This window comes from Glutamicibacter nicotianae, assembly GCF_002797775.1.
GTDB classification, from domain to species: domain Bacteria; phylum Actinomycetota; class Actinomycetes; order Actinomycetales; family Micrococcaceae; genus Glutamicibacter; species Glutamicibacter nicotianae.
In genome coordinates this window covers 2,536,677-2,560,320 of the sequence record NZ_PGEY01000001.1, presented here as the reverse complement: position 1 = coordinate 2,560,320, position 23,644 = coordinate 2,536,677, and the positions used below count along the sequence as shown (strand labels likewise).

The following is a 23,644-nucleotide window of genomic DNA, read 5'->3' as shown; positions in this document are numbered from 1 at the left end:
CGGGCCTATCCGCCCGGGGACAAGTGCACGGTCCTACGGCTGGTTCTTCCCGCCGTTGACGTGCACCGTGGATCCGACAACATAGGAGGCCTCGTCGCTGGCCAGGAACACATAGGCTGGAGCGAGTTCGACCGGCTGACCTGCCCGGCCCAGCCAGGTATCGTGGCCGAACTTCGGCAACGCCTCGATGGGCTGGCCATCCGAGGGTTGCAGCGGAGTCCAAATGGGACCGGGAGCCACCGCATTGACCCTGATTCCCTGCTTGGCAGCCTGGGAGGCCAGCGTCTTGGTGAAGTTGCTGATCGCCCCCTTGGTCGAGGCGTAGTCCATGAGGTGATCCGAGGGATCGAAAGCCTGGATGGACGTCGTATTGATAATGGATCCGCCGGCCGGGATCACCTTCAGCGCATCCCGGCTCAGGGCGAACATCGCGAAGATATTCACATCGAAGGTCGCCTCAATCTGCTCATCGCTCAGCTCCTCCAAGGATTCGACACTGATCTGCTTGCCGGCGTTGTTCACCAGGATGTCAAGTCCGCCGAGTGCGGCCACCGCCTTGTCGACCAGCGAACCACGGTACTCGCGGTCGCGCAGATCCCCGGGCAGCAGGTGCACCTCGACGCCGGCCTCTTCCACGAGCCCGGCGATGGCATCCGCATCCGGCTGCTCAGCGGGCAGGTAGGCCAAGGCGACGCTGGCCCCTTCGCGGGCGAAAGCGATCGCCACCGCCGCTCCAATGCCCGAATCGCCACCTGTGATCAGCGCGCGTTTTCCGGCCAGCCGGTCCCGTCCCTGGTAGCTTCGCTCGCCGTGATCCGCCTTCGGCTTCAACTCCTGATCCAGGCCGGGCTCCGGCTGGCGCTGTTCGGGAGGGCTGATCTTTTCCTTGCCGGCACGCTCGGTTTCCGCGGAATCGCTGGTGCGCGAATCCAGGTGGCTGCCGGTGCCCACCGGCTCATCTGCTGTACCAAGATCCGGCAACCCGGTGCTGCTCGAATCGTTGGCAGTGCCTACTGGCTCATTGTGGTGCGGGGGATTCTTCCCGGGCATGGCTTTTCCTCCTTCAGTTGCTGGAAGACGCCGTCGCGAGAGCGCCAACGGCGTCAGGGACACCTCCCAGTGTTCTTCGCGGGGTACCGGCGGTGAACAGCACGGTGCCCACTTGGCGGCAACGGCCAGAGAGCTTTCGGGCAAGCATCAGCTTCGCGGCTGCTGCCAGAAAATGTGCTACCGCCGAAGTCTGGGATCCAGCATAAAGTCCGGGGGTTGCCCTGTCGCCTGTGGCCGCAGGTAGCTAGCGTGGGAGGCACAGTGCTGGTTATCCGAAGGCCAGCTGGCGAAGCGTGAGAGGGAGGAAACCCATGGCAGGCAAGGGCAAGAGCCGGATCAAGGATGAGGAACTCTACGAAGAGCTGCGCGAGGAGGGGAACTCCAAGCAGAAGTCGGCGCGCATCGCCAATGCCGCCGCCCGCGATGGTCGCTCCGAGGTGGGCAAGCGCGGCGGCAAATCCGGAGACTACGAGGACTGGACCGTCGAGGAATTGCAGGACCGGGCCAAGGAAATCGGGGTTGAGGGCCGTTCGAAGATGCGCAAGGCCGAGCTCATCGATGCCCTGCGCAATTCATAGCCGATCGCCACGACAGGAGAAGCAATGAGTGACCGAGACAAGCCCGAGAACCTGGCACGCACCACGCAGCCGGATGGCGAAGCAGAACTCGGCGCCGAGCGTGTGGCCCGCCGGGGGAGCATCAAAGAGAATACCGAGGATACGTCTGAGGAAAGCGAAGACCGCTTTGACGCGGGTTGAGCTTTCCTTCGAGGAAAGGATGAAGACATGACGGACAAACCGATTAATAGGGCTCACGGCCGTCGGCCCGGCCTGTGGCTCACGATTGTGGGCGGGCTCGTGGCCGTAGGATTCGCCATCTACGCGCTGCTCGCGGCGCCTGACAGCACCTCGGGACCACTGTGGATCGTGGCAGGCTGGGGCGCATTGCTCTTCATCTACGGCGTGTACCGCCTGGTTCGGGGACCAAGCTCGTTGGATGACCCGAGGGGAGGCACGGACGCCAACGGACGGTGACGCGGCAACTGCCGCGAAAAATCGCCAAGAGCAAGAGCAGAGCTTCCGGGAAAACCGTGGTTTGCCCGGAAGCTCTTCCTTGTGCTGCTGCCGGCGGCAGGTCCTGGTCTGGTCCTAGTCTTGGGAAATCCCTTCGACCAGGCTTCCGGTGCTCTGCTCGTCGTAGTAGCGGGCAATGTCCGCCTGGGCGAGCATTCCCACCAGCGTATGCCCGTCGATGACGGGAAGCCTGCGCACCTGGTGCTCCTGCATGGTGCGGATGGCTTCCTCGATGGAATCGTCGGCGCCAATGGTCACCGGCTTGCCCTGGGCATAGTCGGCGACCTTGGTGCTGGAGGTGACCACGCCGTCGGCTACGGCGTTGATGACGATATCGCGGTCGGTGATGGTGCCGGCCAGCCGGTCATCCTTGCCGCAGATGGGCAGCATGCCGACCTGCAGGTCCTTCATCAGCTGGGCTGCGACCTGGACCGAGTCCTGTTCCTTGACGCATTTGGCTGGCGAGGTCATTAGTTCCTTGGCTGCAACCATGATCGTGCTCCTTTCGTGTTTTCCTGCTGGGACGCTCCCGACGCTCCAGCACCGCAAGCAGGCCTTCAACCATTGCCAGCGTCCTTGCAGGCTGGCCCGGGGCGAAGCTGGCAACAGCCGATTAATCATGTACGCGGGGCACGCGTCACTGGTATTCGGTTAGAGGACCGTATCGGATCAATCCGGAAGGACAAGAACCATGGGACTCATCGACAAGGCCAAGGAAGCCATTGCCCACGCCGCAGATCGGCTGAAGGACCCGGACCAGGATCTGGTCGAGAAAACCTGGCCGCTGGGCCAGCCGGATGACGAGCACGTTCCCGCCCCGGCCCACGAGGCCGAGGGCATCGACCCGGATCTGGATGATTCGACCGAAGACCAGTACCGCGAGGATGACGGGGAACGCTAGCCGCAAAGGGGAACACCCAGCAGAAGAACAGGAGAGAACCAATGCAGACCTGCGATTTGTGCGGAAACGACCAGGACCCGCTATTCATGCTCAGCAGGGATGGGCGTTCAGGCCAATACGACAGTTTCGAATGCGCCATCCAGGACATGGCCGAGCGATGCGCGCACTGCGATTGCGCCATCCTGGGCCATCCGGTGCGCCAGCAACAGGACGTGTTCTGCTGCCAGCACTGCGCGGCGCACAGCTGAGCCATGGGTGCTACGGATTCCACAAGCGACTTCAGGCACCCGGCCCTGCTGCTCATCGATCTGCAGCGCGGCTTCTTCGCAGACCCCGGGCTGGCCGCATCGAGGCAGCAGATCACTGCCAACTGCAATCGGCTGGCCGCGGCGGCGGCACGGGCCGGGGTGCCGGTGATCAGCGTGCGCACCGTGCACAAGGAAGACAGGTCCACCTGGACGCTGAAGATGCTCGAGGATGGCCAGGGCTACCTCTTCGAAGGCACGGCGAAAGCCGGGTACCTGGAGGAGCTGGAGCTGGCCGGGGCCATCGAGGTGGTCAAGCGCCGGGACAGCGCCTTCTGGAACACGGAGCTGACGACGCTGCTGCTGCAACGCCGCGCCAGTTCCCTGGTGCTGGCCGGGGTCGCCACCGATACCTGCATCCGGGCTACGGCATCTGACGCGTTTGCCGCGAATCTCCCGGTTGCGGTCGCCACCGATGCCTGTGCGTCCCCGGACCCGCAGGCAGGGCAGAACGCACTGGAATACATGAGCACCCAGCATCGGCAGAAGCTGATGGACACCGAAGAAATCATTTCCCTATGGACAAGGCAAGAGGAGCGCAAATGTCACTGAACAATGAAGAATTCGAGAATGTGCGCAAGGACCAGGACATCGACGAGCCGCTGGATGGCCGCGACAGCCAACCGGCCGAAGGCTCCTCGGATGCGCCTGCGCAGCTGGATGCGGATGACCCGTTGCGCGGGGCAGAGCGCATCCTGGCCGAAAGCGACGAGGACCCGCTGCTGCTGAATCCCGAAACTACGCTGGTCGAACCGCTGGACGGGGAACGCGCTGTCGATGACACGCAGCTCGATGAACCCGAAGAGTTCGAGGACCCCGGGCTGGACGCGGAGCGCAGCGCCAACCTGCCCGATCAGCGCGAGACCCCGGAAGAGCAGTAGCGGACCGAGCGCACAACGCGAGCGGTGCCAACCTATCTGGTTGGCACCGCTCGCTTTCTCGAATGTCCGGGCACTGCGCTCAGGGTTGGGACTGGGCTTCCTGGGTGAAGAAGGAGATCTTGCCGCTGGCCTCCAGAATCGCCAGCCGGATGCTGCTGTAGTTCTCGATGCCGGCTTGGCGGGCCAGCATGCTCAACTCATCCAGGCCGATGCGCTCAGCATGCAGCGCCTTGCGGTCAAGCACGCCGTCGCGCACCAGCACAATGGGCCGGCCCTGCATCAGCTTGCCCAGCTTGGGCCATCGCATATTCGCGTAGTTCAGGATCGCCGCGAGCACGATCATGGTGAAGGCCGCCAGCAAGCTGCCGACCAGCGAACGGTCTTCCATGGTGATGCCTTGCTGCACCAAATCGCCCAGCACCACGAAGAGCACCAGCTCGAATGAACTGAGCTCGCCGAGGGTGGACCGGCCCGCGGCGCGGGTAGCCAGCCACAAGATGATGAATGCGGCGGCGGCGCGGATGACGATATCCATCAGGGGATCCTCCAGGTTCTGATCTCTAGTTCCGTTGTATTGCCATTCACCTTGATGCCCAGCACCCCGTCGGTGCTCGGGGACCACTGATCCGAGGCGCGACCGGTGAGCGTGGCGACCATTTGCCTGGACCCCGGCACCGGGGCCACCTCGAATTGGATGGTGCCGCCTGCGCCGCTTGCTACGGACTCGGGCTCGGGAAAGGCCGAGAAGTCCTCGAAGAGCATCAGGTAGTCCTCGTCCAGCTCCAGGGTGACGGTCTCGGGCAACGGCTCGGCAGCGGTGATTTCAATTCTCAGCTCGATTTCGTTTCCGGCCCTGATCACGGTGGGCAGCTGCACTTCGGCCGTGAAGCTGTCCCCGTCCTTCACCACGGTCTGCTCCTGGTCGAACAGGCCGAGCAAGGCAGCCACGACGATGACCGCAACCGCCAGGACAGCGGCACGGCGCAGCCGCCGGCGCTTGCGATTGCTTTGCGCAGATTTGATGTCATCCAGCGTCGAATCATTGATCTCGGCTTGGAAGATGTTCAGCATGGAATTCTGGCCTCCTTGCGCTTTGCCATCGAGGCTAGGCCGTCCCGCCCGCGTACGGGCAGGTAGCGCATCAGTTCACAGGAGACATCCAGATCGCTGGCACTGATGGAAACCTGTGCATTCAGGAAATCTCCTTGAGGCGAAGCGGCACCGGTGCCATCGTGTTTTCAAGGAGGAGATACGCATGGGCAGCAACGACATTCTCAGTGACCAGCAGATCAGCGACTATCTGGAGGACCTGCCGCATTGGCGGGAAATCCCCGGCGGCATAGCCGCCGTTTTCCAGACCAAAACAGCGGCATCCGCCATCGAGCTCTTCAGCGATATCGCAGGAGCCGCCGAAATGGACAACCACCACCCGGACGTGGACTGGCGCTACAACCGCGTCTTCGTCACCACTACTTCCCATGACGCCGGAGGGCGGGTGACCGCCCGGGATATCGCCCTGGCACGCAGGATCTCCGAACAGGCCCGGGCACTTGGCGCCACTTCCCGCCCGGAATTGATCCGCACGGTGGAAATCGGCATCGATACAGCCGACCCGCAGCAGGTCGCCGCGCAGTGGGCTGCCGGCCTGGGATACCAGCAGCAGGAGGACGGCAGCCTAGTTGACCCGAACCACCGCTTGCCTGCCATCTGGTTCCAGAAAACAGAAGACCCCAACCCTAACCGGCTGCATTTGGATGTCTGGGTCCCGTTCTCCGAAAGCCAGCCGGTACTCGAAGCGCTGGGCAGCGAAAGCACCGAACTCGATAGCCAGTACGCCCCCAGCTTCACCGTGGCGACGGATCGGCAGGGCAACAGGTTCTGCATCTGCACCGAGCAGGACCGCTAGCGGCGCGGGCGCTCGCCGAAGTTGCCGAATATTGCATTCAACCGGTTGCTGGACTGCCTGGCTAGCCGGGGGATAGATTGAAATCACCGGAGCCAGCTGGGCCATGTCGGCTAACCGCAGCTCGGCGCGAAGAGAGGGGGACCCAGTGGGCACTGCACAGGAAATCACCGCTTCGATCGAGGAACAGCTGTCATGGCAAGAAGAGCTCTACAAGCATTTCCACCGCAATCCCGAGCTGGGGCTGAAGGAGCATGAAACCTCGGCGCGGATCTGCGAGGAACTCGAAGATCTTGGCTATGAAGTCCAGCTGATCGGCGGCACCGGAATCGTCGGCGTCCTGCGCAATGGCGAGGGCCCGGTGGTCCTGGCCCGCGCCGACATGGACGCGCTGCCGGTCACCGAGGACACCGGGCTGGAGTATTCCTCCGAGGTTCCGGGCGCCATGCACGCCTGCGGCCACGACATGCACATGGCCACCCTGCTCGGTGCGGCAAAGTACCTCGCCGGAAACAAGGAAGCCTGGTCCGGCACCTACATCGCCCTGTTCCAGCCGGCCGAGGAAACCGCGGCCGGCGCCAAGGCGATGGTGGAAGACGGGCTGGTGGACAAGATCCCCACGCCCGAGGTGGCCTTGGCGCAGCATGTGATGCCTGCAGAAGCCGGAATGATCGGGACCACCGCCGGGCCGATTCTCTCGGCCGGGGATTGCCTGCGGATCACCGTGCATGGACGCGGAGCCCATGGCTCGATGCCGCATAACTCGGTGGACCCGGTGGTGCTCGCCTCCTCCATTGTGCTCAAGCTGCAGACCGTTGTTTCCCGCGAAACCCAGCCCGGGCACTTCGCGGTGCTCACCGTCGGGTCGCTGACGGCGGGCACCACCGCGAACATCATCCCGGACCGTGCGCAGCTGCTGCTGAATATCCGAACCTACGAGCCGGCCATCCGCCAGCGTGTCATCGACTCCATCCACCGGATTGTGCGCGGCGAATGCCAGGCGGCCGGCTCGCCCAAGGAACCGGAATTCGAGTTCTACGACCAGTTCCCGCTCACCAGCAATGACGAGACGGCCAACGCCAAGATCACCGCGGCTTTCGAAGCCCATTTCCCCGAGGGGCAGGTCTACCATGCAGACCCGGCCACCGCGTCGGAGGACTTCAGCACCATTCCGGATACCTTCGGCATTCCCTATGCCTACTGGACGGTGGGCTGCGTGGATCCGCAGAAATACAAGGATGCGGTTGCCGCGGGAACCGTCGCCTCCGATATCCCTGCCAACCACTCGCCGTTCTTCGCACCGGTGATCCACCCAACCCTTCAAACAGCAACCAGCACCCAGGTGGTGGCCGCACTGGCCTACCTGGGCAACGGAGCACAAGAGTAGGGAACAGACGATGTCCGCAGCACCAACCACGGGCGCCTCTACCTGACAGCCCACCGACAAATGGCTGCTGGGCATCGTCCTGGTAGTCATCAACTTCTGGCTTTTCGCCCAGACCCTGCTGAACGTCATTCCCGGGATCCGCGGCCAGCTGGGCGTGGAGGAGACACTGGCCGATCTGGCGGTGTCCATCACCTCGCTGTTCTCCAGCATCTTCATCGTGGTCGCCGGCGGACTGGTCGACCGGCTGGGCCGGGCGAAAATCCTTTACCTGGGCATCTGGCTTTCCATCGCCGGCTCGCTGCTGATCGCCCTGACCCCTGAAAACCTCGGCGGACTGACCAGCGCCATGCTGCTGGGCGGCCGCGTGGTCCAGGGCCTGTCCGCCGCCTGCATCATGCCCGCGTCCATGGCCCTGGTGAAGACCTATTACGAGGGCAAGGGCCGCCAGCGGGCCCTGTCCTACTGGTCCATCGGCTCCTGAGGCGGTTCCGGGTTCCGCGCATTGTTCGGCGGGCTGATGGCCACCAGCTTCCTGGGCTGGCGTTCCACCTTCTGGATTTCCATCGTCCTCTCGGTGCTGGCGCTCTTCCTGCTCAAGGGAACCCCGGAATCCAAGGCCGAGCAGGATCCGGCAGCCGAGCGCCGCGTCGACTTCACCGGCCTCATCTTCTTCATCCTCATGCTGGTCTCCATCAACGTCTACATTTCCCAAGGGCCGAATATCGGCTGGCTGAGCCTGGGCGGAATCGCCCTCGTGGCGATCTTCGTGGTCACCGGGCTGCTGTTCTTGCAGATCGAGGTGCGCAGCCGCAATCCCTTTGTGAACCTGAAGCTGTTCTCCAACGGCACTTTCACCGGCGCCACGCTGTCCAACTTCCTGCTCAACGGCGCGGCCGGCACGCTGATTGTCTCGCTGGGCCTGGTCCAGGTGGCGGCCGGGATGTCCTCGCTGCAATCCGGGTTGCTCACGTTGGGCTACCTGGTGGCCATCCTTGCCACGATCCGCGTGGGTGAGAAGCTGCTGCAGCGCTTCGGGCCGAAGAAGCCGATGCTCTGGGGATCGATGATCACCGGTCTGGGTATCCTGATGTGCTCGATGACCCTCCTGTATATCGACCAGTACATCGTGCTGTCGGTGATCGGCTTCACGCTGTTCGGCATCGGCCTGGGCTTCTATGCCACGCCGTCCACCGACGCGGCGCTGTCCAATGTCCCCGACAGCGAGGTGGGTTCCGCGTCCGGCATCTACAAGATGGCCTCGTCTCTGGGCAACGCCATCGGCGTGGCCATCTCCGCGGCCCTGTATGTGGCTGGACAGGCCATGGATCCGGCATTGATCCAGTCCTGGGACCTGTTCATTGGCCGCCAGGACAATGTGGCGTTGCGCTTCGGCGGTGCCATCGGCCTGCTGTTCAACGTGCTGATGGTGGTCATCGCCATCGCGTCGATCATCGTGACCGTGCCTTCGGAAAAGAAGAAGGACAGCGAGAAGACCCAGCACGACGAGGTGGCACCACCGCCAATCGGAAACTGACCGAATCGCTGGCTTGGGCCGGTGCAGCGCACCGGCCCCCTGCATTTTCGAACCAAGCCAAACTGTCGGTGGTGCCCAGTACCATCGAACCAAGCTCACAGAATCGCGGCGCTAAGTACCTGGCTGGCCGCGTGGCAACCCTCCTCATCGAGCGGGGTGCCCCAGGGGAAGAGCCGGTCCGGGAAGCCATCCCGGGCAAGTCGATTGGTGGTGCTGATCCTGCGGGATGCCACGCCGCCTGGAACGAACGCGAGGATGCCATGGGCACCATTCATGAATACACTCCGGAGAATCCGCAGGGAACCGACAGCGAGCGGAAGTGGCATAGCGTGCTGCTGGCCTATCCCTTCCACGCAGGATCGCGCACGCTCCAATCAGGAGGATTCCTGGCCTTCGAGGCCGAGAAGCAGCGAAAGGGGCTGCTGTGCCTGAACCATCCCCATGTCCACGAATACGTGGCCCGCTGGATCGCCGCCGGGTTCACCCCGGAACTGTATTGGGCAGTCAGCGCGGGGCTTAAAGCCGCGCTGGAGCATGCCCGCGAGCTCTGCAGAAATTTTGAGGACCAAGATCGCCTGGAACAACGGCTGGAACTGCTCGGGATCAAAGCCAAGAACCCGCAGGCTGGCCAGACCTATCTGCGCGTGACCGGCAAGGACCCGGACACTGGCCGAAGCATCATGGAAGAACGGGCGCACCCTGAGCACATCGTGCAGTTGGTGCCCGAGGCCTGGGCAGAGTTCCCGCGGCTGCTGTGCTTCGAACGCCCGTCCGTGGCCTTGTCCAAGTACATCCGCGGAAACTACGCCAGCGAGGTTCCCGGCAGCGTTCAGGCATAAATGAGCGCAGGTTTCCGGCGGATGAAAATCCGCCGGAAACCATGGCTGATGTGAGCTATTTCCACACCCTATGATTAACTCCACCATCCCCGGAATCCTGCGGTTAATCGAGCGTTAATCACTGGTTGGCAAATATCAATCGGAAGGATGATACTAAGTGTCCAAGCGGAGCGCTAGACTGGCAATCGCTCTTCAATCACGCTGCCCTTAATCCGAAGGCCCAGCATGCCGGAGAGCATGATGCCAGCGAGGATTTTCCACATGCTTCTCAAGCTCATCTTGAAACACTCCAAGCCCTATGCCGGGTGGATCGCCGCAGTAGTCATATTGCAGCTGGCCACCACCATGGCTACGCTCTACCTTCCCAGCCTGAACGCCAAGATCATCGATGTCGGCGTGGTCAATGCCGATATCGACTACATCTGGCGCACCGGCGGACTGATGCTGGTGGTGGCCCTGATCCAGGTGGCCACCGCCGTCGCCGCCGTCTACTTCGGCGCCAAGACCTCCATGAGCGTCGGACGCGATGTCCGCCAGGCGGTCTTCGAGAAGGTCGCCACCTTCTCCGCCCAGGACGTCAACAAGTTCGGTGCCGCCACCTTGATCACCCGCGGCACCAATGACGTGCAGCAGATCCAGATGCTCACCCTGATGGCGCTGAACTTCATGATCACCGCGCCGATCATGTCCATCGGCGGCGTGATCATGGCGATCCGCGAAGACCCGGGGCTGTCCTGGCTTGTCTGGGTATCCGTGCCGCTGGTGCTCATTGTCGTCGGCCTGCTGGTCATCAAGCTGATGCCGTTGTTCCGCGACATGCAGACCCGCATCGACGGGATCAACGGCGTGCTGCGCGAGCAGATCACCGGCATCCGCGTGGTGCGCGCCTTCGTGCGCGAAGAGCATGAAACCGAACGCTATGCCGACGCCAACCAGAAGCTGACCGACCTGGGCGTGAAGGTCGGCAACCTGTTCGTGCTGATGTTCCCGGCGATCACCATGATCCTGCACCTGTCCACCGCCGCCGTGCTCTGGTTCGGTGGTCACCGCGTGGACAACGGCGACGTGGAGGTCGGTGCGTTGACCGCGTTCCTGCAGTACCTGCTGCAGATCCTCATGGCAGTCATGATGGGCACTTTCATGGCCATGATGGTCCCGCGCGCCATGGTTTCCGCCGACCGCATTGCCGAGGTGCTGGACAGCGAGCCGAGCATGCTCGACGCCGCCGAAAGGCAGATCGAGCTGCCCACCCCGGGCACCGTGGAATTCAAGAACGTCACCTTCGGATACCCGGGGGCCGAGGCTCCGGTGCTCTCGGACATCTCCTTCACCGCGAAGCCCGGGCAGACCACTGCCATCATCGGGTCCACCGGTGCTGGCAAGACCACCTTGCTGAACCTGATTCCGCGGCTCTACGACGCCACCGAAGGGGAGATCCTCATCGGCGGGGTGCCGCTGAAGGACCTGGGCCGCGACACCATTTCACGGAACATCTCCGCGGTGCCGCAGCGGCCCTACCTGTTCTCCGGAACCATCGCGAGCAACCTGCGCTTCGGCGCCCAGGAAGCTACCGAGGAGGAGCTGTGGGAAGCCTTGCGGGTCGCCCAGGCCGAAGGGTTCGTGGCAGAACGCGAGGGCCAGCTGGACTCCAAGATCTCCCAGGGTGGCACCAACGTCTCCGGCGGACAGCGCCAGCGCCTGTGCATCGCACGGGCCTTGGCCGCCAAGCCGAACACCTATCTCTTCGATGATTCATTCTCGGCGCTGGATGTGAACACCGATGCCAAGCTGCGTGCCGCCCTGGCCGAACCGACCAAGGACGCCGCGGTGATCATCGTGGCCCAGCGCGTCTCGACGATTACCGGTGCCGACCAGATCCTGGTCCTGGACCATGGCGAAATCGTCGCCCGGGGAACCCACGAGCAGCTGCTGGAAACCTCGGAAACCTATCAGGAAATCGTTGCATCCCAGCTGAGCGTGGAGGAGGTGGCCTAAGTGGCGAAGAAGCAGAAGAATATCGATTCGGCGCAGCTCGACAGCGAGCTCGCAGACGTCAATGAATTCGAAGCCGCGGCGGGAGCCGACGACTGGTCCGGCGGCGCCCCGGTGCGCAAGGCCCAGAACTTCTGGCCATCGGCCAAGCGGCTGATCGGGCTGATGTCCCCATACAAGCTGGGCATGGTGCTGGTCTTCGCCCTGATCACCGTATACGTGGTGCTCTCGGTGATCGCCCCGCGGATCCTGGGCAAGGCCATGGACGTGATCTTTGCCGGGCTGATCGGCAAGAACATCCCCGAGGGCACGCCCGCGGAACTGGTCATTGCGCAGCTGCGCGACTCCGGGCAGGACACCCAGGCCGACATGCTCTCGAAGGTGGACTTCGTCCCCGGGCAGGGCATCGACTTCACCCAGCTCTCGCAGTACATCCTGATTGTGCTGTCCATGTACTTCATCGCCTCGCTCTTCTCGTGGGCCTCGGGCTGGCTGCTGAACAGGCTGGTCATGCGCGTGGTCTACAACCTGCGCAAGGACGTCGAGGACAAGATCAACAAGCTGCCGCTGAACTACTTCGACACGCGCCAGCGCGGCGACCTGCTCTCGCGCGTGACCAACGACGTGGACAACATCCAGAACGCGCTGCAGCAAGCGCTGAGCCAGCTGGTCTCCTCGATCATGACGGTGCTGGGCATCGTGATCATGATGTTCGTGGTCTCCTGGCAGATGGCGCTGATCGCGCTGGTGGCCCTGCCGCTCTCGGCAGTCGCCGCGGGCGTCATCGGCACCCGGGCGCAGAAGCTGTTCACCGCGCAGTGGAAGAACACCGGTGCGCTCAACGGCCAGATCGAGGAATCCTTCTCCGGCCACGAGCTGATGAAGGTCTTCGGCCGTGAAGAGGACATGGTAGAGCGCTTCACCGCACGCAACGAGGAGTTGTACAAAGCCAGCTTCGGCGCACAGTTCGTCTCGGGCATGATCATGCCGGTGATGAACTTCGTGTCCTACCTGGCCTATGTGGGCATCGCTGTGGTGGGCGGCTTGCGCGTGGCCTCGGGCACCATGAGCCTGGGCGATGCCACCGCGTTCATCCAGTACTCGCGCGAGTTCACCCAGCCGCTGGGCCAGATTGCCGGCGTGGCCAACATGCTGCAGTCCGGCGTGGCCTCGGCCGAGCGCACCTTCGAGCTGCTGGATGCCGAAGAGCAGGAGCCGGACCGCGCGCAGGACACGCTGCCTGCCCGTACCGATGGACATGTCTCCTTCGAGAACGTGTCCTTCTCCTACAGCGAAGACAAGCCGCTGATCGAGAACCTGTCCTTCGATGCGGATCCTGGCCACACGGTGGCCATTGTCGGGCCGACCGGCGCCGGCAAGACCACGCTGGTGAACCTGGTGATGCGCTTCTACGAGCTGAACTCGGGCAAGATCATGCTCGATAACCGCGACATCACGGAGCTCTCGCGCGCCGACCTGCGCTCGAAGGTGGGCATGGTGCTGCAGGATGCGTGGCTGTTCGGCGGAAGCATCATGGAGAACATCCGCTACGGCCGGCTGGATGCGACCGATGAGGAAGTCATCGAGGCGGCCAAGGCGACCTTCGTGGACCGCTTTGTGCGCGCCCTGCCCGATGGCTACGACACCATCATCGACGAGGAAGGCACCAACGTGTCGGCCGGCGAGAAGCAGCTGATCACCATCGCCCGCGCGTTCGTTGCGAACCCGTCGCTGCTGATCCTGGACGAGGCGACCAGCTCGGTCGATACGCGTACCGAGTTGCTGGTGCAGCAGGCCATGGCCGCGCTGCGCAGCGACCGCACCAGCTTCGTGATTGCCCACCGCTTGTCCACGATTCGCGATGCCGACACCATCCTGGTGATGGAGGCGGGCCGGATTGTGGAGCAGGGCAACCACGAGCGCCTGTTGGGAACGAAGGGCGCCTACTACCGGCTGTACCAGTCGCAGTTCGCCGGCCCTGCCGAGGACGTGGATGCGAACCCGGATACGGCCGCGGTGTCTGCCACCGGCGGAATGCCGCTGACCGATGCGCCGGTTCCCGAGGCGGGGACGAACCTCGACTCCTAGGAACCAGTGGCAAACGGCATCTGGCGCGGGCAACAGCGCCATGGGAGCCGCGGCCGGATGGACTCAAGTTCATCCGGCCGCGGCTTTTCCGTACCCATTTTCTGTATCCGGATTCATGGCGTCGGGAGGATGTGCGAACGCATCGCGGGATCCAACGGTAGCAGCGATTTCGGTAAGCCTTGAAGCAGTGCTTCTTGCGGAAGCCGACGGAATGCACAGGCGGTTTTCTTGTGCCGTAGCGGCCCGGGGCGCGTGGACAATCATCTTCGCGAAGGCCCCTCGAGTTCCCGTAAATGTCAAGGAGTTTTTCTTCCGGAAAGGTGTTGTCTAGGTAACAAACTTAAACTAGAGTCTAGTTTCAGTTATTAAAGATTAGTAACCCCGGTCACATTCTGAACGGGGGAGCGAAGTCCCCTGATTGGAGCACTGGACATGGCATTGTCGTTGACCGAGGAACAGATTGATCTCGCGTCGGCCGTGGTTGATTTCACCCGTCGCAGCGTCGACACCTTGACTACTCGGGACGAGCACGAGCAACTGGCCACCGGTGCACTTCCAAGCTTCTGGACCGAACTGCTGGAGACCGGCCTGCATGCCCTGCACATCCCCGAGCAGCTCGGCGGCCAGGGTGGCACGCTGGTGGAAACCGCCATCGTCATCGAGGAATTCGGGCACCGCTATGTCGGCGGACCGTACCTGCCCACCGTGCTCGCCAGCGCAGCAGTCACCCTGGCCGAACCGAACGCCTACAACCAGCCGTTTCTCGAGGACTTCGCAGAAGGAGCCACCGGAACCCTGGTGCTGGCCACCGACCAGCTCAAGGTCGTGCAGATCTCCGAAGGCTGGGCCGTCGCCGGCCAGCTTCAGGTCATCGGCGCACTGGCCGCCAAATACCTGGTGCTCGGGTTCACCGCCGAAGACACCACCCGCTACGCGGTCATCGAAGCGAAAGCCGCCGGGGTCTCGCTGGTCCCTGCCGAAGGCACCGACCTGGGCCGCGACGCGGCCACCCTGGTCCTGGACAATGTCGTGATCCTCGCCGACGCGGTGCTGGGCAATGCCAGCGCCAGCAAGATCGCCGCCCTGCACGCGGGATTCACCGGCTCGGAAGCCGCCGGCATCATGCGCTGGGCCAGCGAGGAAAGCACCGCGTACGCCAAGATCCGCGAACAGTTCAACACCCCCATCGGCTCCTTCCAGGCCATCAAGCACAAGTGCGCCAACCTGGCCATCGCCGCCGAAATGGCCACCTCCGCCGCTTGGTCCGCCGTCGTCTCGGTGGGGCAGGACGAGGCCCAGCAGCACCTGGCCACCGCCGGCGCACTGGAAGCAGCGATTGTCCCATCCATTGAAGCAGTCACCGAAGCGATCACCATCCTCGGCGGCATCGGCTTCACCTGGGAGCACGACGCCCACCTGTACTGGCGCCGCGCGATTAGCCTGAACGCGCTGAACTCCCCGCTCTCCGGTGCACTGGAAGCGGCCGGCGGGGCCGCGCTGCACACCGAACGAAAGATCGAGGTGGAACTGGACGAGCAGGACCCCGAGTTCCGCACGCGCATCGCCGCCCTGCTGGACACCGCTGCCGGACTGCGCAACGAGCACGAAGCCGGACGCTGGTACTCGCGCGGTTCGCGGCGCAGCTTCCTTGCCGAGAACGGCTTGGCCGCCCCGCACTGGCCGCCCCCCTATGGACTGGGTGCCAGCCCTGCCGAACAGGTCATCATCTCCCAGGAATACGCCCGCCGCGACATGCTCCAGCCCTCCTCGGTCATCGGCGAATGGGCCATGCCCACCATCCTCGCCTTCGGTTCGGAAGCCATCAAGGAACAATTCGCGCTGCCCACGCTGAAGGGAGAATTGATCTGGTGCCAGCTGTTCTCCGAGCCGGGAGCGGGCAGCGACCTGGCAGGCCTGTCCACCCGTGCCGTCAAGGTGGACGGCGGCTGGAAGCTGAGCGGCCAGAAGGTCTGGACCTCCGGGGCGCACGAAGCCCACTGGGGCATCTGCCTGGCCCGCACCGATGCCGAGGTCGCCAAGCACAAGGGCCTGAGCTACTTCCTGGTGGACATGTCGGCTCCCGGCCTGGATGTGCGCCCGCTGCGCCAGTCCACCGGAGAAGCCGAATTCAACGAGGTCTTCCTCGATGACGTGTTCGTCGCGGACGACTACCTGCTCGGCGAGCCAGGCCAGGGATGGCGGATCACCGCCACCACCTTGCAGAACGAGCGCACCCAGATTTCCTCCGGAGTCTCGGTAGGCACCGAAGACGGGCTGCGCGAATTGATCTCGGGAGAGAACTTCGCCGGAACCCGGAAGAACGCGCTGGAAGTGCTCGGCCGCGCGGCCGCGATCAGCACCGCCATCGGCGCAATGAACCTGCGCGAAACCCTGCGCCAGGTCAACGGCCTGCAGCCGGGCGCCGGGTCCTCGCTGGCCAAGGTGGCCCACGGCCGGCTGGCCCGGCAAACCGCCGGGGACCTGCTGAAGCTCGCCGGACCCGCCGCGCTCTTCGCCCACGCGCCGGCCGCCGCCGTCAACTCGCAGCTCTCCGTCCCGTCCGCGCTGATCGGCGGAGGCACCATCGAAATCCAGCTCAACGTGATTGCCGAGCGGATCCTGGGGCTGCCGCGCAGCTAGGCGCGGCCAGCCCATGCATTTACCCCCGCAAGCCCAAGACTCAATTGCCCCTTTGAGCGCTTCCAGACCGAAATGCGCCCGCCGATGACGACGGAGCGCGCCGTGAAAGGACACCCCAGGCATGACCGCTGTGACCAATGAACTGATCACCGATGAAAACCGCACCGGCAATTCCCTCTCGCCGGCCCGCCTGCGCGAGCTGCTGGAACCGCGCTCCATCGCAATCATTGGCGCGAACACGAAATCCACCTGGTCCCACTTCGCCCACTCGAATTTGAGGGCCGCCGGGTTCACCGGGGAACTGTACCTGGTCAACCGCCGCGCCGAAGAATGCCACGGCCAGGCCTCCTACGCCAGCATCGCAGAGCTTCCCGAAGCCCCGGAACTGGCCATCGTGCTCACCGGCACCAACTCGCTGCCCGAAATCCAGGAACAGTGCATCGCCCGCGGCATCCGCAACTTGATCGTGCTGGCCTCCGGTCTGGGCGAAGCAGGCCCGGAAGGCCAGGCGCTGCAGCAGCAGCTGGTGGACCGCGCCCGCGAAGCCGACCAGCTGATCCTCGGCCCGAACAACCTGGGCTTCATCAACGCCCACGCCAAGGTGGCGGCCTTCGCCCACATGACCGAGCTGCCGCTGGTGGCCGGCGGGGTGGGCGTGGCCAGCCAGTCCGGCGCCCTGGCCATCTACCTGCTGCCCTACATGGCAAGCCGCGGAGTGGGCACCTCGATTTCCGTGACCGTGGGCAACGAAGCGATGATTTCAGCCATCGACGTCATGTCGATGCTGGTGGATGATCAGAACACCAAGGTCATCGCCGCCTACCTGGAACAGGTCACCGACACCGCACAGTTCCTGGACGTGGCCCGCCGCGCCCGCGAAGCCGGCAAGCCGATCGTGATCTTCAAGGCCGGCGCCTCCGAGGCCTCGGCCAAGGCCGCCGCCGCTCACACCGGCTCGCTGGCCGGGGATGACAAGATCTTCGACGCGGTCTGCAAGCAGTTCGGCGTGATCCGCGTGGCGAATATCGAGGACCTGGTCGCCACCGCCGGCATCCTGGAATCCTACGGCGCGCTGCCCGGCCCGCGCTTCGGGGTGGTCACCGGCTCCGGTGCGATGTGCGCACTGGTGGCCGACAAGGCCGAGGCTTCCGGACTGCAGCTGCCCACCCCTGCCGAATCCACCGTGCGCCAGCTGCGCGAGGACGGCCTGCCGGAATTCGCCGCGGTGAACAACCCGATGGACACCACCGGCTACATCTCGGTGGACCCCTCGATCCTCACGAAGGCCGGCGACGCGTTCATCAATGACGAAAATTTCGACTTCGTCGTGCTGAACACCTCCTGGCCGAGTAACCAGTTCATGGTGGATCTGGGCAAACCCACCCAGGAAGGGCTGCACCGCCAGCTGAAGAACTCGGCCAAGCCGGTGGTGGCGATGAGCTTCCTTCCCACCGAGGTCAACGAATTCGCGCGCAACTTCGCTGCCGGGCACGGCCTGCCGCACGCCTCGGACTCCTTCGACCGCGGCATCGAAGCCGCCGGGCACAGCGTCTGGTGGGGGCAGCGCACCGCGCAGCTGGCCGCCGAACCGCAGCTGCAGGCCCCGGACGCCATCGCCAAGCCCGCCGGCGCCGAGCAGTGGACCGAAATCCAGACCGGCGACTTCCTGCGCACGCACGGCGTGCCCTATGTACCGGGCCGCGTGGTCAACAGTGCAGACCAGGCTGTCGCGACCGCGAAGGAGATCGGTTACCCCGTCGTGCTGAAGGTCGCCAGCGAGGACATCGCCCACAAGACCGAGGTCGGAGGCGTGCGCCTCATGCTGAAGGACGCCGCCGAGGTGTCCGAAGCCTATGACTTCATCGTCTCCTCGGTGGCCCGGCTGGCACCTGATGCGAAAGTCCAGGGCGTGGCGGTCTCCCCAATGCGTCCTGCAGGCAACGAGCTGCTGGTGGGCATCATCACCGACCCGCAGTGGGGCAAGGTGCTGGCTGTCGGCTTCGGCGGCGTGCTGGTGGAAATCCTCAAGGACTCCGCACTGCGCCTGCTGCCGGTCAGCCCCGCCGAGATCCGCCGCATGCTCGATTCGCTGCGCGGCATCGAGCTGCTCAAGGGCTTCCGCGGCAGCGAGGCCACCGACCTTGACGAGCTCGCTCAGGTGATCTTCCAGATCACCGAGGTAGCCCAATCTCTGGGCGAGGAGCTGGAAGAAATTGAAATCAATCCATTGCGGGTTGCCGGAAACCAGATCGAGGCGCTGGACGCGCTGATCCGCTGGAAGGACCGGTAATGATTACTGGTGGCAGGCAATTCGCCCAAAACTTGGTGATACCGTTGGAATCCACGGCACACACCACTTACGAGGCACAACATGGCAGGAACCATTTCCACGGAGCAGACAGAGCTTCCGGCCTACCAGGCCGTCAGGCGCCAGCGCATCATCGATGCGGGCAAGGAGCTGCTGCGTGCGCAGGACTACGACTCGATCCAGATCCGCGACGTGGCCTCCGCGGCGAACGTCGCACTGGGCACGCTGTACCGGTACTTCAACTCCAAGGAGCACCTGTACGCGAACGTGGTCTACGACTGGGCGTTGCCCTTCGCCCAGAGCAAGGTGGACACGGATACCGGGCTGTCCACCACGAAAGCGATCGCGCTGCGGCTGCGCAATGCCTTGAGCAGCTTCGAGAAGCACCCGTACTTCTACAAGGCGATCCTGCAGCTGCGCAGCAGCACCGCACCGGACGTCGCACCGGTCATGGCTCGCCTCGGCGAGGCGCTGGAAGCACCGATCCGCGCGGAAATGAGCGTGCTGGACGATGCGGAAGCCGCAGACATCACCGTAATGGTGTGGGCGGTGCTGCTGGACGTCGTCTCGCGGGTGTTCCTGCAGGACAAGACCATGGAAGAAGCCTACGGGGTGCTCGACCGCTTCGTGGCGCTCATCCAGCACCGTCTGGAGCAGGCCGAAGCCTAGGGGCTGGCCACTTCACCTTCTTTGCTGATTACCTGTCCGGGGGTGCCGCATGAGCGCCCACGAACTGGACCATGTGGCCTTCGCCGTGCCGTCCTGGCAATCCGCCGGTGCCAGCGTGCACCGCACGCTCGGCGCGCGCTGGGTCACCGGGTTCCACCAGGGCTCCTTCAGCCCCTGCCAGCTGGAACTGGCCGAGGGCATGCGCCTGGAGCTGCTGCAGCCGCCGGCAGGCGGCGGCGGATTTATCGCCGAGCACCTGGCCCGCAGCGCGGGCGCAGCCAACCCGCACCACATCACCTTCAAGGTCGCGGACATCCATGCCGCGAAGGACCTCGCCCGTGCCGCCGGGGTGCGCACCATCCTGGAAAACCTGGATAACCAGTGGTGGAAGGAACTGTTCCTGCATCCCAAGGACACCGGGCTCGGATTCCTGGTGCAGCTGGTGCAGACCGAACTGGCCCTGGACGGCAACGACGAAATCACCGCGCCCGGCGCAGTTCCCTGCCCCTGGGACGAGCAGCCCGCAGCGCAGAATCCGTCGCAGCGCCTGGACTTCATCGCCGGCAGCATCCGCGACGCCGCCCGAGCCCGGCTGGTGCTGGGCACGGTGCTCGGCGCCCAGATCACGGATCTGGAAGACGATCCGAAGACCCAGCTGTTCTCCTGGCCGCTGGGCTCCGGTCTGGTGCTGCGAGTCAACGAAAGCATCCCGCCGGGCCTGCATGCACTGTCCTTCACCGACCCGTCAACACCCACGCCGATCCTGGACGCCGGGTTGCTGCAGGCGCTGCGCGGTTCCGGGAGCCGATTCGAGGCCCTGGGCCTGGACATCCTCACCGGCCAGCGCGCGCACGCCGCCTGACACACGGACTTCACTTTCAAAGAATTAGCACTGAAGAATTAGCACTAAGGAGTCATCCCATGGGACTGAGAGGCGAAGCAGCCATTCTCGGCTACTGCGAACTTCCACCGCAGCGAAAGCTCACCCGCGAACCCTCGTTCAACCTGGAACAGTGGGCGCGATTGTCCAAGGCAGCGCTGGATGATGCCGGGCTGTCGGCCACGGACGTCAACGGCGTGGTCACCCCGATGATCGGCGAGGCGGACATGTTCGTGCCGTCCACCGTCACCGAATACCTGGGCATCGACGCGAATTTCGCGGAGATCGTGGATTTGGGCGGCGCCGGATCCGCCGCCGGCATCTGGCGTGCGGCGGCAGCCGTGGAGCTGGGCCTGTGCGACGCGGTGCTGGTGACCTTCCCGGGCACCCACCACTTCCCGATGGATGACCGCAAGCCGTTCGTGATGGATGACAAGATGCACTTCGGCGCATCCTCCAACGCCTTCGGCTCCCCGCAGGCAGAGTTCGAGATCCCCTACGGCAACCTCGGGCAGAACGGCCCCTACGGGCAGATCGCCAAGCGCTACGGCTACGAGTTCGGCTACGACGAGCGGGCGATGGCCAAGATCGCCGTGGACCAGCGCACCAACGCCTGCGCCACCCCGGAGGCGGTGTTCCACGGCCAGCCGATCACCGTGGCTGATGTGCTGAACTCGCCGATGATTGCCGATCCGCTGCACATGCTTGAAATCGTCATGCCCTGCCAGGGAGGTGCGGCAGTGGTGGTGGGCAATGCGGACCTGGCACGCAAGTCCAAGAACCGCCCGGTATGGATCACCGGCTTCGGCGAACGCGTGCCGTACAAGACCCCCACCTACGCGCGTGATTTGATGACCTCCCCGATGGTGCACGCCGCCGAGCAGGCGTTCTCCATGGCAGGCATCACCCGCTCCGAGGTGGACATGGTCTCCATCTACGACTGCTACTCCATCACGGTGCTGATGAGCCTGGAAGACGCGGGCTTCGCACCCAAGGGCAAGGGCATGGATTTCGTATCCAACCACGATTTGACCTTCCGCGGGGACTTCCCAATGAACACCGCCGGGGGGCAGCTATCCTTCGGCCAGGCCGGCGTGGCAGGCGGCATGCATCACGTCATCGACGGGGCGCGCCAGATCATGGGCCGCGCCAACGCCGCCCAGGTGGCCGACTGCAACCGCGCATTCGTCAGCGGCAACGGCGGCATCATGAGCGAGCAGACCGCACTGATCCTGCAGGGCGACTAGAAAGGGAAGAACAGAACAATGACCACTTACACCCCGGAAACCCTGTCCCGGCCGCTGCCGGTTCCGACCCCGCTGACCCGCCCGTTCTGGGATGCCCTGGCCGAGCGCAAGATCCGCATCCAGTACTCGCCGTCGCTGGGCGAATACATCTTCTACCCGCGTCCGCTGGCCCCGCGCACCCTGGCCGACGACCTTGAATGGCGCGAGATCTCAGGTGCCGGCACGCTGTACTCCTACACCGTGGCCACCCGACCGCCGGCGGCGCACTTCGCCTCGGCCGGTCAAATGATCCTGGCCATCGTGCAGTGGGATGAGGGACCGAAGTTCTCCACCGAAATCATCAACGCCGACCCGGCACAGCTTCAGATCGGCATGCGAGTCAGCCCGGTCTTCTGCGACCACCCCGAGGGAGACATCACCATGCTGCGCTACGAACCGGAGGCCTCATCATGAGCATCGAAACCGGCATCCAGTTGCCTTCCCCGTCCCTGCGCATCGGTGCGCAGGTGATCACGGACGGCGAGAGCACCCACGAGCACATCGACCCGGCCACCGGGAAGGCCAACGGCCTGGTGCCGATGGCCTCGACCGAGCAGATCGACCAAGCCGTGCAGGCCGCCCATGCGGCGTTCATCGAATGGCGGGCCCTGCCTGCCGGGCAGCGTTCGCGCCAGCTGATGAAGCTCGCCGAGCTGATGGAGGCGAACACCGAACTGCTGGTGGCTGCCGGCATGGCCGATAACGGGGCTCCGCGCATCACCGCCGGCAACATGGTCGCCGCCGCGGTGGAGTGGACCCGCTACTACGCCGGCTGGGCTGACAAGCTGCCACTGGGCCGGATCACCAGCAACGGCGGAGCCGGCGGATCCTTCGGCCACACACTGCGCCAGCCCTATGGAGTCATCGGCGTCATCATCACCTGGAACGCCCCGCTGATGTCCCTGGCGATGAAGGTCCCGGCCGCGCTGGCCGCGGGCAACACCGTGGTCATCAAGCCCAGCGAGCTGACCCCGTTCACACCGGCAGTCTTCGCGGACCTGGCCCGCGAGGCGGGGATCCCGGACGGCGTTATCAACATCGTTCCCGGCGGCCCGGCCGCCGGCGCCGCGCTGGTCGAGCATCACCTGGTCAAGAAGATCACCTTCACCGGGGGACCGGCCACCGCACAGTCGATCGCCGCCTCCTGCGCCAAGACCTTCAAGCCGATGATCCTGGAACTGGGCGGCAAATCCGCCAACCTGGTCTTCGAGGATGCCGACCTGGACAAGGCCGCCGGGCACGCGGCGTTCTTCGCCTTCGGCATGATGAGCGGCCAGGCCTGCGCGCTGCCCACCCGCCTGCTGGTGCAGGAATCGGTATACGAGCAGTTCATCGACAAGGTGGTGCAGGCAGCCGCGCAGTTCCCGATTGGGGATCCGTCCGGCGAATACACCATGTGCGGGCCGGTCATCAACCAGGCCGCCATCGACCGCATGGACTCGATGGTCGCACGGGCACTTCAAGAAGGTGGCCGGCTGGTCACCGGCGGACAGCGCCTGGGCGGGGAACTGGCCGACGGCTTCTACTTCCCGCCAACCATCGTGGCTGACGTGGACCCCGACGGGTCGCTGGCGCAGAACGAGGTCTTCGGCCCGGTGCTGGCGGTGATCCCGTTCCGCGACGAGGAGCATGCGCTGGAGATTGCCAACGGCACGGATTATGGACTTTCGGGGTACATCTGGACCTCGGATCTGGGAAGGGGGCTGCGCCTGGCCGAGTCGATGGAGACCGGCGAAATCGCAGTCAACGGCGCCTTCAATGCCACGGCCGAGCGCCCCTTTGGCGGCATCGGCCACTCCGGCATCGGCAACGAAGGCGGACTTGAGGGTCTGGAAGAGTTCTTCTGGACCAAGTCGGTGGGTATCGCAACCCGCTAAGCAGCTGCCCGCTCGGGCAAGAACATCACCG

The 23,644-nt window shown here is 64.4% G+C and carries 23 protein-coding genes, 1 pseudogene and 1 riboswitch; of the genes and pseudogenes, 20 read left to right on the top strand and 4 right to left on the bottom strand.

What is annotated here, in order from left to right; all coding sequences use genetic code 11:
* Positions 1-33 precede the first annotated feature (33 nt).
* A complete protein-coding gene (locus ATK23_RS11905) occupies positions 34-1,050 on the bottom strand; it encodes an SDR family oxidoreductase (RefSeq protein ID WP_245858391.1) in 1,017 nt (338 codons plus the stop codon).
* A gap of 311 nt (positions 1,051-1,361) precedes the next feature.
* Between ATK23_RS11905 and ATK23_RS11900 the strand changes: the two genes are divergently transcribed.
* From ATK23_RS11900 to ATK23_RS11895, 3 genes are read left to right on the top strand one after another with little or no spacing between them, the layout of a single operon-like run.
* The gene (locus tag ATK23_RS11900) at positions 1,362-1,628 is read left to right on the top strand and encodes a DUF7218 family protein (RefSeq protein ID WP_028268631.1); all 267 of its coding nucleotides are present in this window, start codon (positions 1,362-1,364) and stop codon (positions 1,626-1,628) included.
* 24 nt (positions 1,629-1,652) lie between these two features.
* Positions 1,653-1,808 (top strand): hypothetical protein, encoded by a 156-nt coding sequence (locus tag ATK23_RS16370; protein WP_157066401.1) that lies wholly within the window; start codon positions 1,653-1,655, stop codon positions 1,806-1,808.
* A gap of 27 nt (positions 1,809-1,835) precedes the next feature.
* A complete protein-coding gene (locus ATK23_RS11895) occupies positions 1,836-2,084 on the top strand; it encodes a hypothetical protein (RefSeq protein ID WP_066142266.1) in 249 nt (82 codons plus the stop codon).
* A gap of 114 nt (positions 2,085-2,198) precedes the next feature.
* On the opposite strand, the gene ATK23_RS11890 is transcribed toward ATK23_RS11895, so the two are convergent.
* Positions 2,199-2,615 (bottom strand): CBS domain-containing protein, encoded by a 417-nt coding sequence (locus tag ATK23_RS11890; protein ID WP_066142263.1) that lies wholly within the window; start codon positions 2,613-2,615, stop codon positions 2,199-2,201.
* Between the two features lie 199 nt (positions 2,616-2,814).
* Between ATK23_RS11890 and ATK23_RS11885 the strand changes: the two genes are divergently transcribed.
* Genes ATK23_RS11885 through ATK23_RS11870 form a run of 4 tightly spaced genes read left to right on the top strand, consistent with a single transcriptional unit; the run spans position 2,815 to position 4,210 of the window.
* Complete coding sequence (locus ATK23_RS11885; RefSeq protein WP_066142260.1) at positions 2,815-3,024, top strand: hypothetical protein; 210 nt, start codon at positions 2,815-2,817, stop codon at positions 3,022-3,024.
* Between the two features lie 41 nt (positions 3,025-3,065).
* Positions 3,066-3,272 (top strand): metallothionein, encoded by a 207-nt coding sequence (locus ATK23_RS11880; protein WP_083515608.1) that lies wholly within the window; start codon positions 3,066-3,068, stop codon positions 3,270-3,272.
* 3 nt (positions 3,273-3,275) lie between these two features.
* Entirely contained in the window at positions 3,276-3,881 is a 606-nt protein-coding gene (locus ATK23_RS11875) for a cysteine hydrolase family protein (protein WP_066142257.1), read from the top strand.
* Positions 3,872-4,210, top strand: a complete 339-nt coding sequence (locus ATK23_RS11870) for a hypothetical protein (RefSeq protein WP_066142255.1) — start codon at positions 3,872-3,874, stop codon at positions 4,208-4,210. Before ATK23_RS11875 ends, ATK23_RS11870 begins: the two co-directional genes overlap by 10 nt.
* Before the next feature lie 79 nt (positions 4,211-4,289).
* Here the strand turns inward: ATK23_RS11870 and ATK23_RS11865 are convergent, their stop codons facing one another.
* Both ATK23_RS11865 and ATK23_RS11860 read right to left on the bottom strand, forming a co-directional pair.
* A complete protein-coding gene (locus ATK23_RS11865) occupies positions 4,290-4,745 on the bottom strand; it encodes a DUF421 domain-containing protein (RefSeq protein WP_066142253.1) in 456 nt (151 codons plus the stop codon).
* A complete protein-coding gene (locus ATK23_RS11860; protein ID WP_066142249.1) occupies positions 4,745-5,281 on the bottom strand; it encodes a hypothetical protein in 537 nt (178 codons plus the stop codon). Before ATK23_RS11860 ends, ATK23_RS11865 begins: the two co-directional genes overlap by 1 nt.
* Positions 5,282-5,465: 184 nt before the next feature.
* Between ATK23_RS11860 and ATK23_RS11855 the strand changes: the two genes are divergently transcribed.
* The 13 genes and pseudogenes from ATK23_RS11855 (at position 5,466) to ATK23_RS11800 (ending at position 23,613) form a co-directional block, all read left to right on the top strand.
* Complete coding sequence (locus tag ATK23_RS11855; protein ID WP_066142247.1) at positions 5,466-6,116, top strand: 4a-hydroxytetrahydrobiopterin dehydratase; 651 nt, start codon at positions 5,466-5,468, stop codon at positions 6,114-6,116.
* A 145-nt stretch (positions 6,117-6,261) separates the two neighbouring features.
* Complete coding sequence (locus ATK23_RS11850) at positions 6,262-7,500, top strand: M20 family metallopeptidase (RefSeq protein WP_245858389.1); 1,239 nt, start codon at positions 6,262-6,264, stop codon at positions 7,498-7,500.
* A gap of 64 nt (positions 7,501-7,564) precedes the next feature.
* Positions 7,565-9,034 (top strand): annotated as a pseudogene (locus tag ATK23_RS11845) (MFS transporter).
* Positions 9,035-9,127: 93 nt separating this feature from the next.
* Positions 9,128-9,240, top strand: a riboswitch (SAM riboswitch).
* Between the two features lie 54 nt (positions 9,241-9,294).
* On the top strand, positions 9,295-9,873 hold the full coding sequence (locus ATK23_RS16365; RefSeq protein ID WP_157066400.1) for a hypothetical protein: 579 nt from the start codon (positions 9,295-9,297) through the stop codon (positions 9,871-9,873).
* Positions 9,874-10,134: 261 nt separating this feature from the next.
* Positions 10,135-11,868 (top strand): ABC transporter ATP-binding protein, encoded by a 1,734-nt coding sequence (locus tag ATK23_RS11840; RefSeq protein ID WP_066142241.1) that lies wholly within the window; start codon positions 10,135-10,137, stop codon positions 11,866-11,868.
* Positions 11,869-13,953 carry an ABC transporter ATP-binding protein gene (locus ATK23_RS11835; RefSeq protein ID WP_066142239.1) on the top strand — a complete coding sequence of 695 codons (2,085 nt, stop codon included), beginning with the start codon at positions 11,869-11,871 and terminating at the stop codon, positions 13,951-13,953.
* A gap of 432 nt (positions 13,954-14,385) precedes the next feature.
* Complete coding sequence (locus ATK23_RS11830; protein WP_066142235.1) at positions 14,386-16,593, top strand: acyl-CoA dehydrogenase family protein; 2,208 nt, start codon at positions 14,386-14,388, stop codon at positions 16,591-16,593.
* 121 nt (positions 16,594-16,714) lie between these two features.
* Complete coding sequence (locus ATK23_RS11825; protein ID WP_066142232.1) at positions 16,715-18,883, top strand: acetate--CoA ligase family protein; 2,169 nt, start codon at positions 16,715-16,717, stop codon at positions 18,881-18,883.
* Positions 18,884-18,964: 81 nt separating this feature from the next.
* Positions 18,965-19,570 (top strand): TetR/AcrR family transcriptional regulator, encoded by a 606-nt coding sequence (locus tag ATK23_RS11820; protein ID WP_066142229.1) that lies wholly within the window; start codon positions 18,965-18,967, stop codon positions 19,568-19,570.
* A gap of 49 nt (positions 19,571-19,619) precedes the next feature.
* Complete coding sequence (locus ATK23_RS11815; protein WP_066142228.1) at positions 19,620-20,432, top strand: VOC family protein; 813 nt, start codon at positions 19,620-19,622, stop codon at positions 20,430-20,432.
* A gap of 59 nt (positions 20,433-20,491) precedes the next feature.
* On the top strand, positions 20,492-21,697 hold the full coding sequence (locus ATK23_RS11810; protein WP_066142225.1) for a thiolase family protein: 1,206 nt from the start codon (positions 20,492-20,494) through the stop codon (positions 21,695-21,697).
* Between the two features lie 18 nt (positions 21,698-21,715).
* Positions 21,716-22,150, top strand: a complete 435-nt coding sequence (locus tag ATK23_RS11805) for a Zn-ribbon domain-containing OB-fold protein (RefSeq protein WP_066142220.1) — start codon at positions 21,716-21,718, stop codon at positions 22,148-22,150.
* Positions 22,147-23,613 carry an aldehyde dehydrogenase family protein gene (locus ATK23_RS11800; RefSeq protein WP_100339274.1) on the top strand — a complete coding sequence of 489 codons (1,467 nt, stop codon included), beginning with the start codon at positions 22,147-22,149 and terminating at the stop codon, positions 23,611-23,613. Before ATK23_RS11805 ends, ATK23_RS11800 begins: the two co-directional genes overlap by 4 nt.
* Positions 23,614-23,644 lie beyond the last annotated feature (31 nt).

What these genes read in the sequence shown, in the direction of transcription:
- ATK23_RS11905 (WP_245858391.1), bottom strand. Translation starts at nt 1,050, where the DNA reads ATGCCCGGGAAGAATCCCCCGCACCACAATGAGCCAGTAGGCACTGCC.
- ATK23_RS11900 (WP_028268631.1), top strand. Translation starts at nt 1,362, where the DNA reads ATGGCAGGCAAGGGCAAGAGCCGGATCAAGGATGAGGAACTCTACGAA.
- ATK23_RS16370 (WP_157066401.1), top strand. Translation starts at nt 1,653, where the DNA reads ATGAGTGACCGAGACAAGCCCGAGAACCTGGCACGCACCACGCAGCCG.
- ATK23_RS11895 (WP_066142266.1), top strand. Translation starts at nt 1,836, where the DNA reads ATGACGGACAAACCGATTAATAGGGCTCACGGCCGTCGGCCCGGCCTG.
- ATK23_RS11890 (WP_066142263.1), bottom strand. Translation starts at nt 2,615, where the DNA reads ATGGTTGCAGCCAAGGAACTAATGACCTCGCCAGCCAAATGCGTCAAG.
- ATK23_RS11885 (WP_066142260.1), top strand. Translation starts at nt 2,815, where the DNA reads ATGGGACTCATCGACAAGGCCAAGGAAGCCATTGCCCACGCCGCAGAT.
- ATK23_RS11880 (WP_083515608.1), top strand. Translation starts at nt 3,066, where the DNA reads ATGCAGACCTGCGATTTGTGCGGAAACGACCAGGACCCGCTATTCATG.
- ATK23_RS11875 (WP_066142257.1), top strand. Translation starts at nt 3,276, where the DNA reads ATGGGTGCTACGGATTCCACAAGCGACTTCAGGCACCCGGCCCTGCTG.
- ATK23_RS11870 (WP_066142255.1), top strand. Translation starts at nt 3,872, where the DNA reads ATGTCACTGAACAATGAAGAATTCGAGAATGTGCGCAAGGACCAGGAC.
- ATK23_RS11865 (WP_066142253.1), bottom strand. Translation starts at nt 4,745, where the DNA reads ATGGATATCGTCATCCGCGCCGCCGCCGCATTCATCATCTTGTGGCTG.
- ATK23_RS11860 (WP_066142249.1), bottom strand. Translation starts at nt 5,281, where the DNA reads ATGCTGAACATCTTCCAAGCCGAGATCAATGATTCGACGCTGGATGAC.
- ATK23_RS11855 (WP_066142247.1), top strand. Translation starts at nt 5,466, where the DNA reads ATGGGCAGCAACGACATTCTCAGTGACCAGCAGATCAGCGACTATCTG.
- ATK23_RS16365 (WP_157066400.1), top strand. Translation starts at nt 9,295, where the DNA reads ATGGGCACCATTCATGAATACACTCCGGAGAATCCGCAGGGAACCGAC.
- ATK23_RS11840 (WP_066142241.1), top strand. Translation starts at nt 10,135, where the DNA reads ATGCTTCTCAAGCTCATCTTGAAACACTCCAAGCCCTATGCCGGGTGG.
- ATK23_RS11830 (WP_066142235.1), top strand. Translation starts at nt 14,386, where the DNA reads ATGGCATTGTCGTTGACCGAGGAACAGATTGATCTCGCGTCGGCCGTG.
- ATK23_RS11825 (WP_066142232.1), top strand. Translation starts at nt 16,715, where the DNA reads ATGACCGCTGTGACCAATGAACTGATCACCGATGAAAACCGCACCGGC.
- ATK23_RS11820 (WP_066142229.1), top strand. Translation starts at nt 18,965, where the DNA reads ATGGCAGGAACCATTTCCACGGAGCAGACAGAGCTTCCGGCCTACCAG.
- ATK23_RS11815 (WP_066142228.1), top strand. Translation starts at nt 19,620, where the DNA reads ATGAGCGCCCACGAACTGGACCATGTGGCCTTCGCCGTGCCGTCCTGG.
- ATK23_RS11810 (WP_066142225.1), top strand. Translation starts at nt 20,492, where the DNA reads ATGGGACTGAGAGGCGAAGCAGCCATTCTCGGCTACTGCGAACTTCCA.
- ATK23_RS11805 (WP_066142220.1), top strand. Translation starts at nt 21,716, where the DNA reads ATGACCACTTACACCCCGGAAACCCTGTCCCGGCCGCTGCCGGTTCCG.
- ATK23_RS11800 (WP_100339274.1), top strand. Translation starts at nt 22,147, where the DNA reads ATGAGCATCGAAACCGGCATCCAGTTGCCTTCCCCGTCCCTGCGCATC.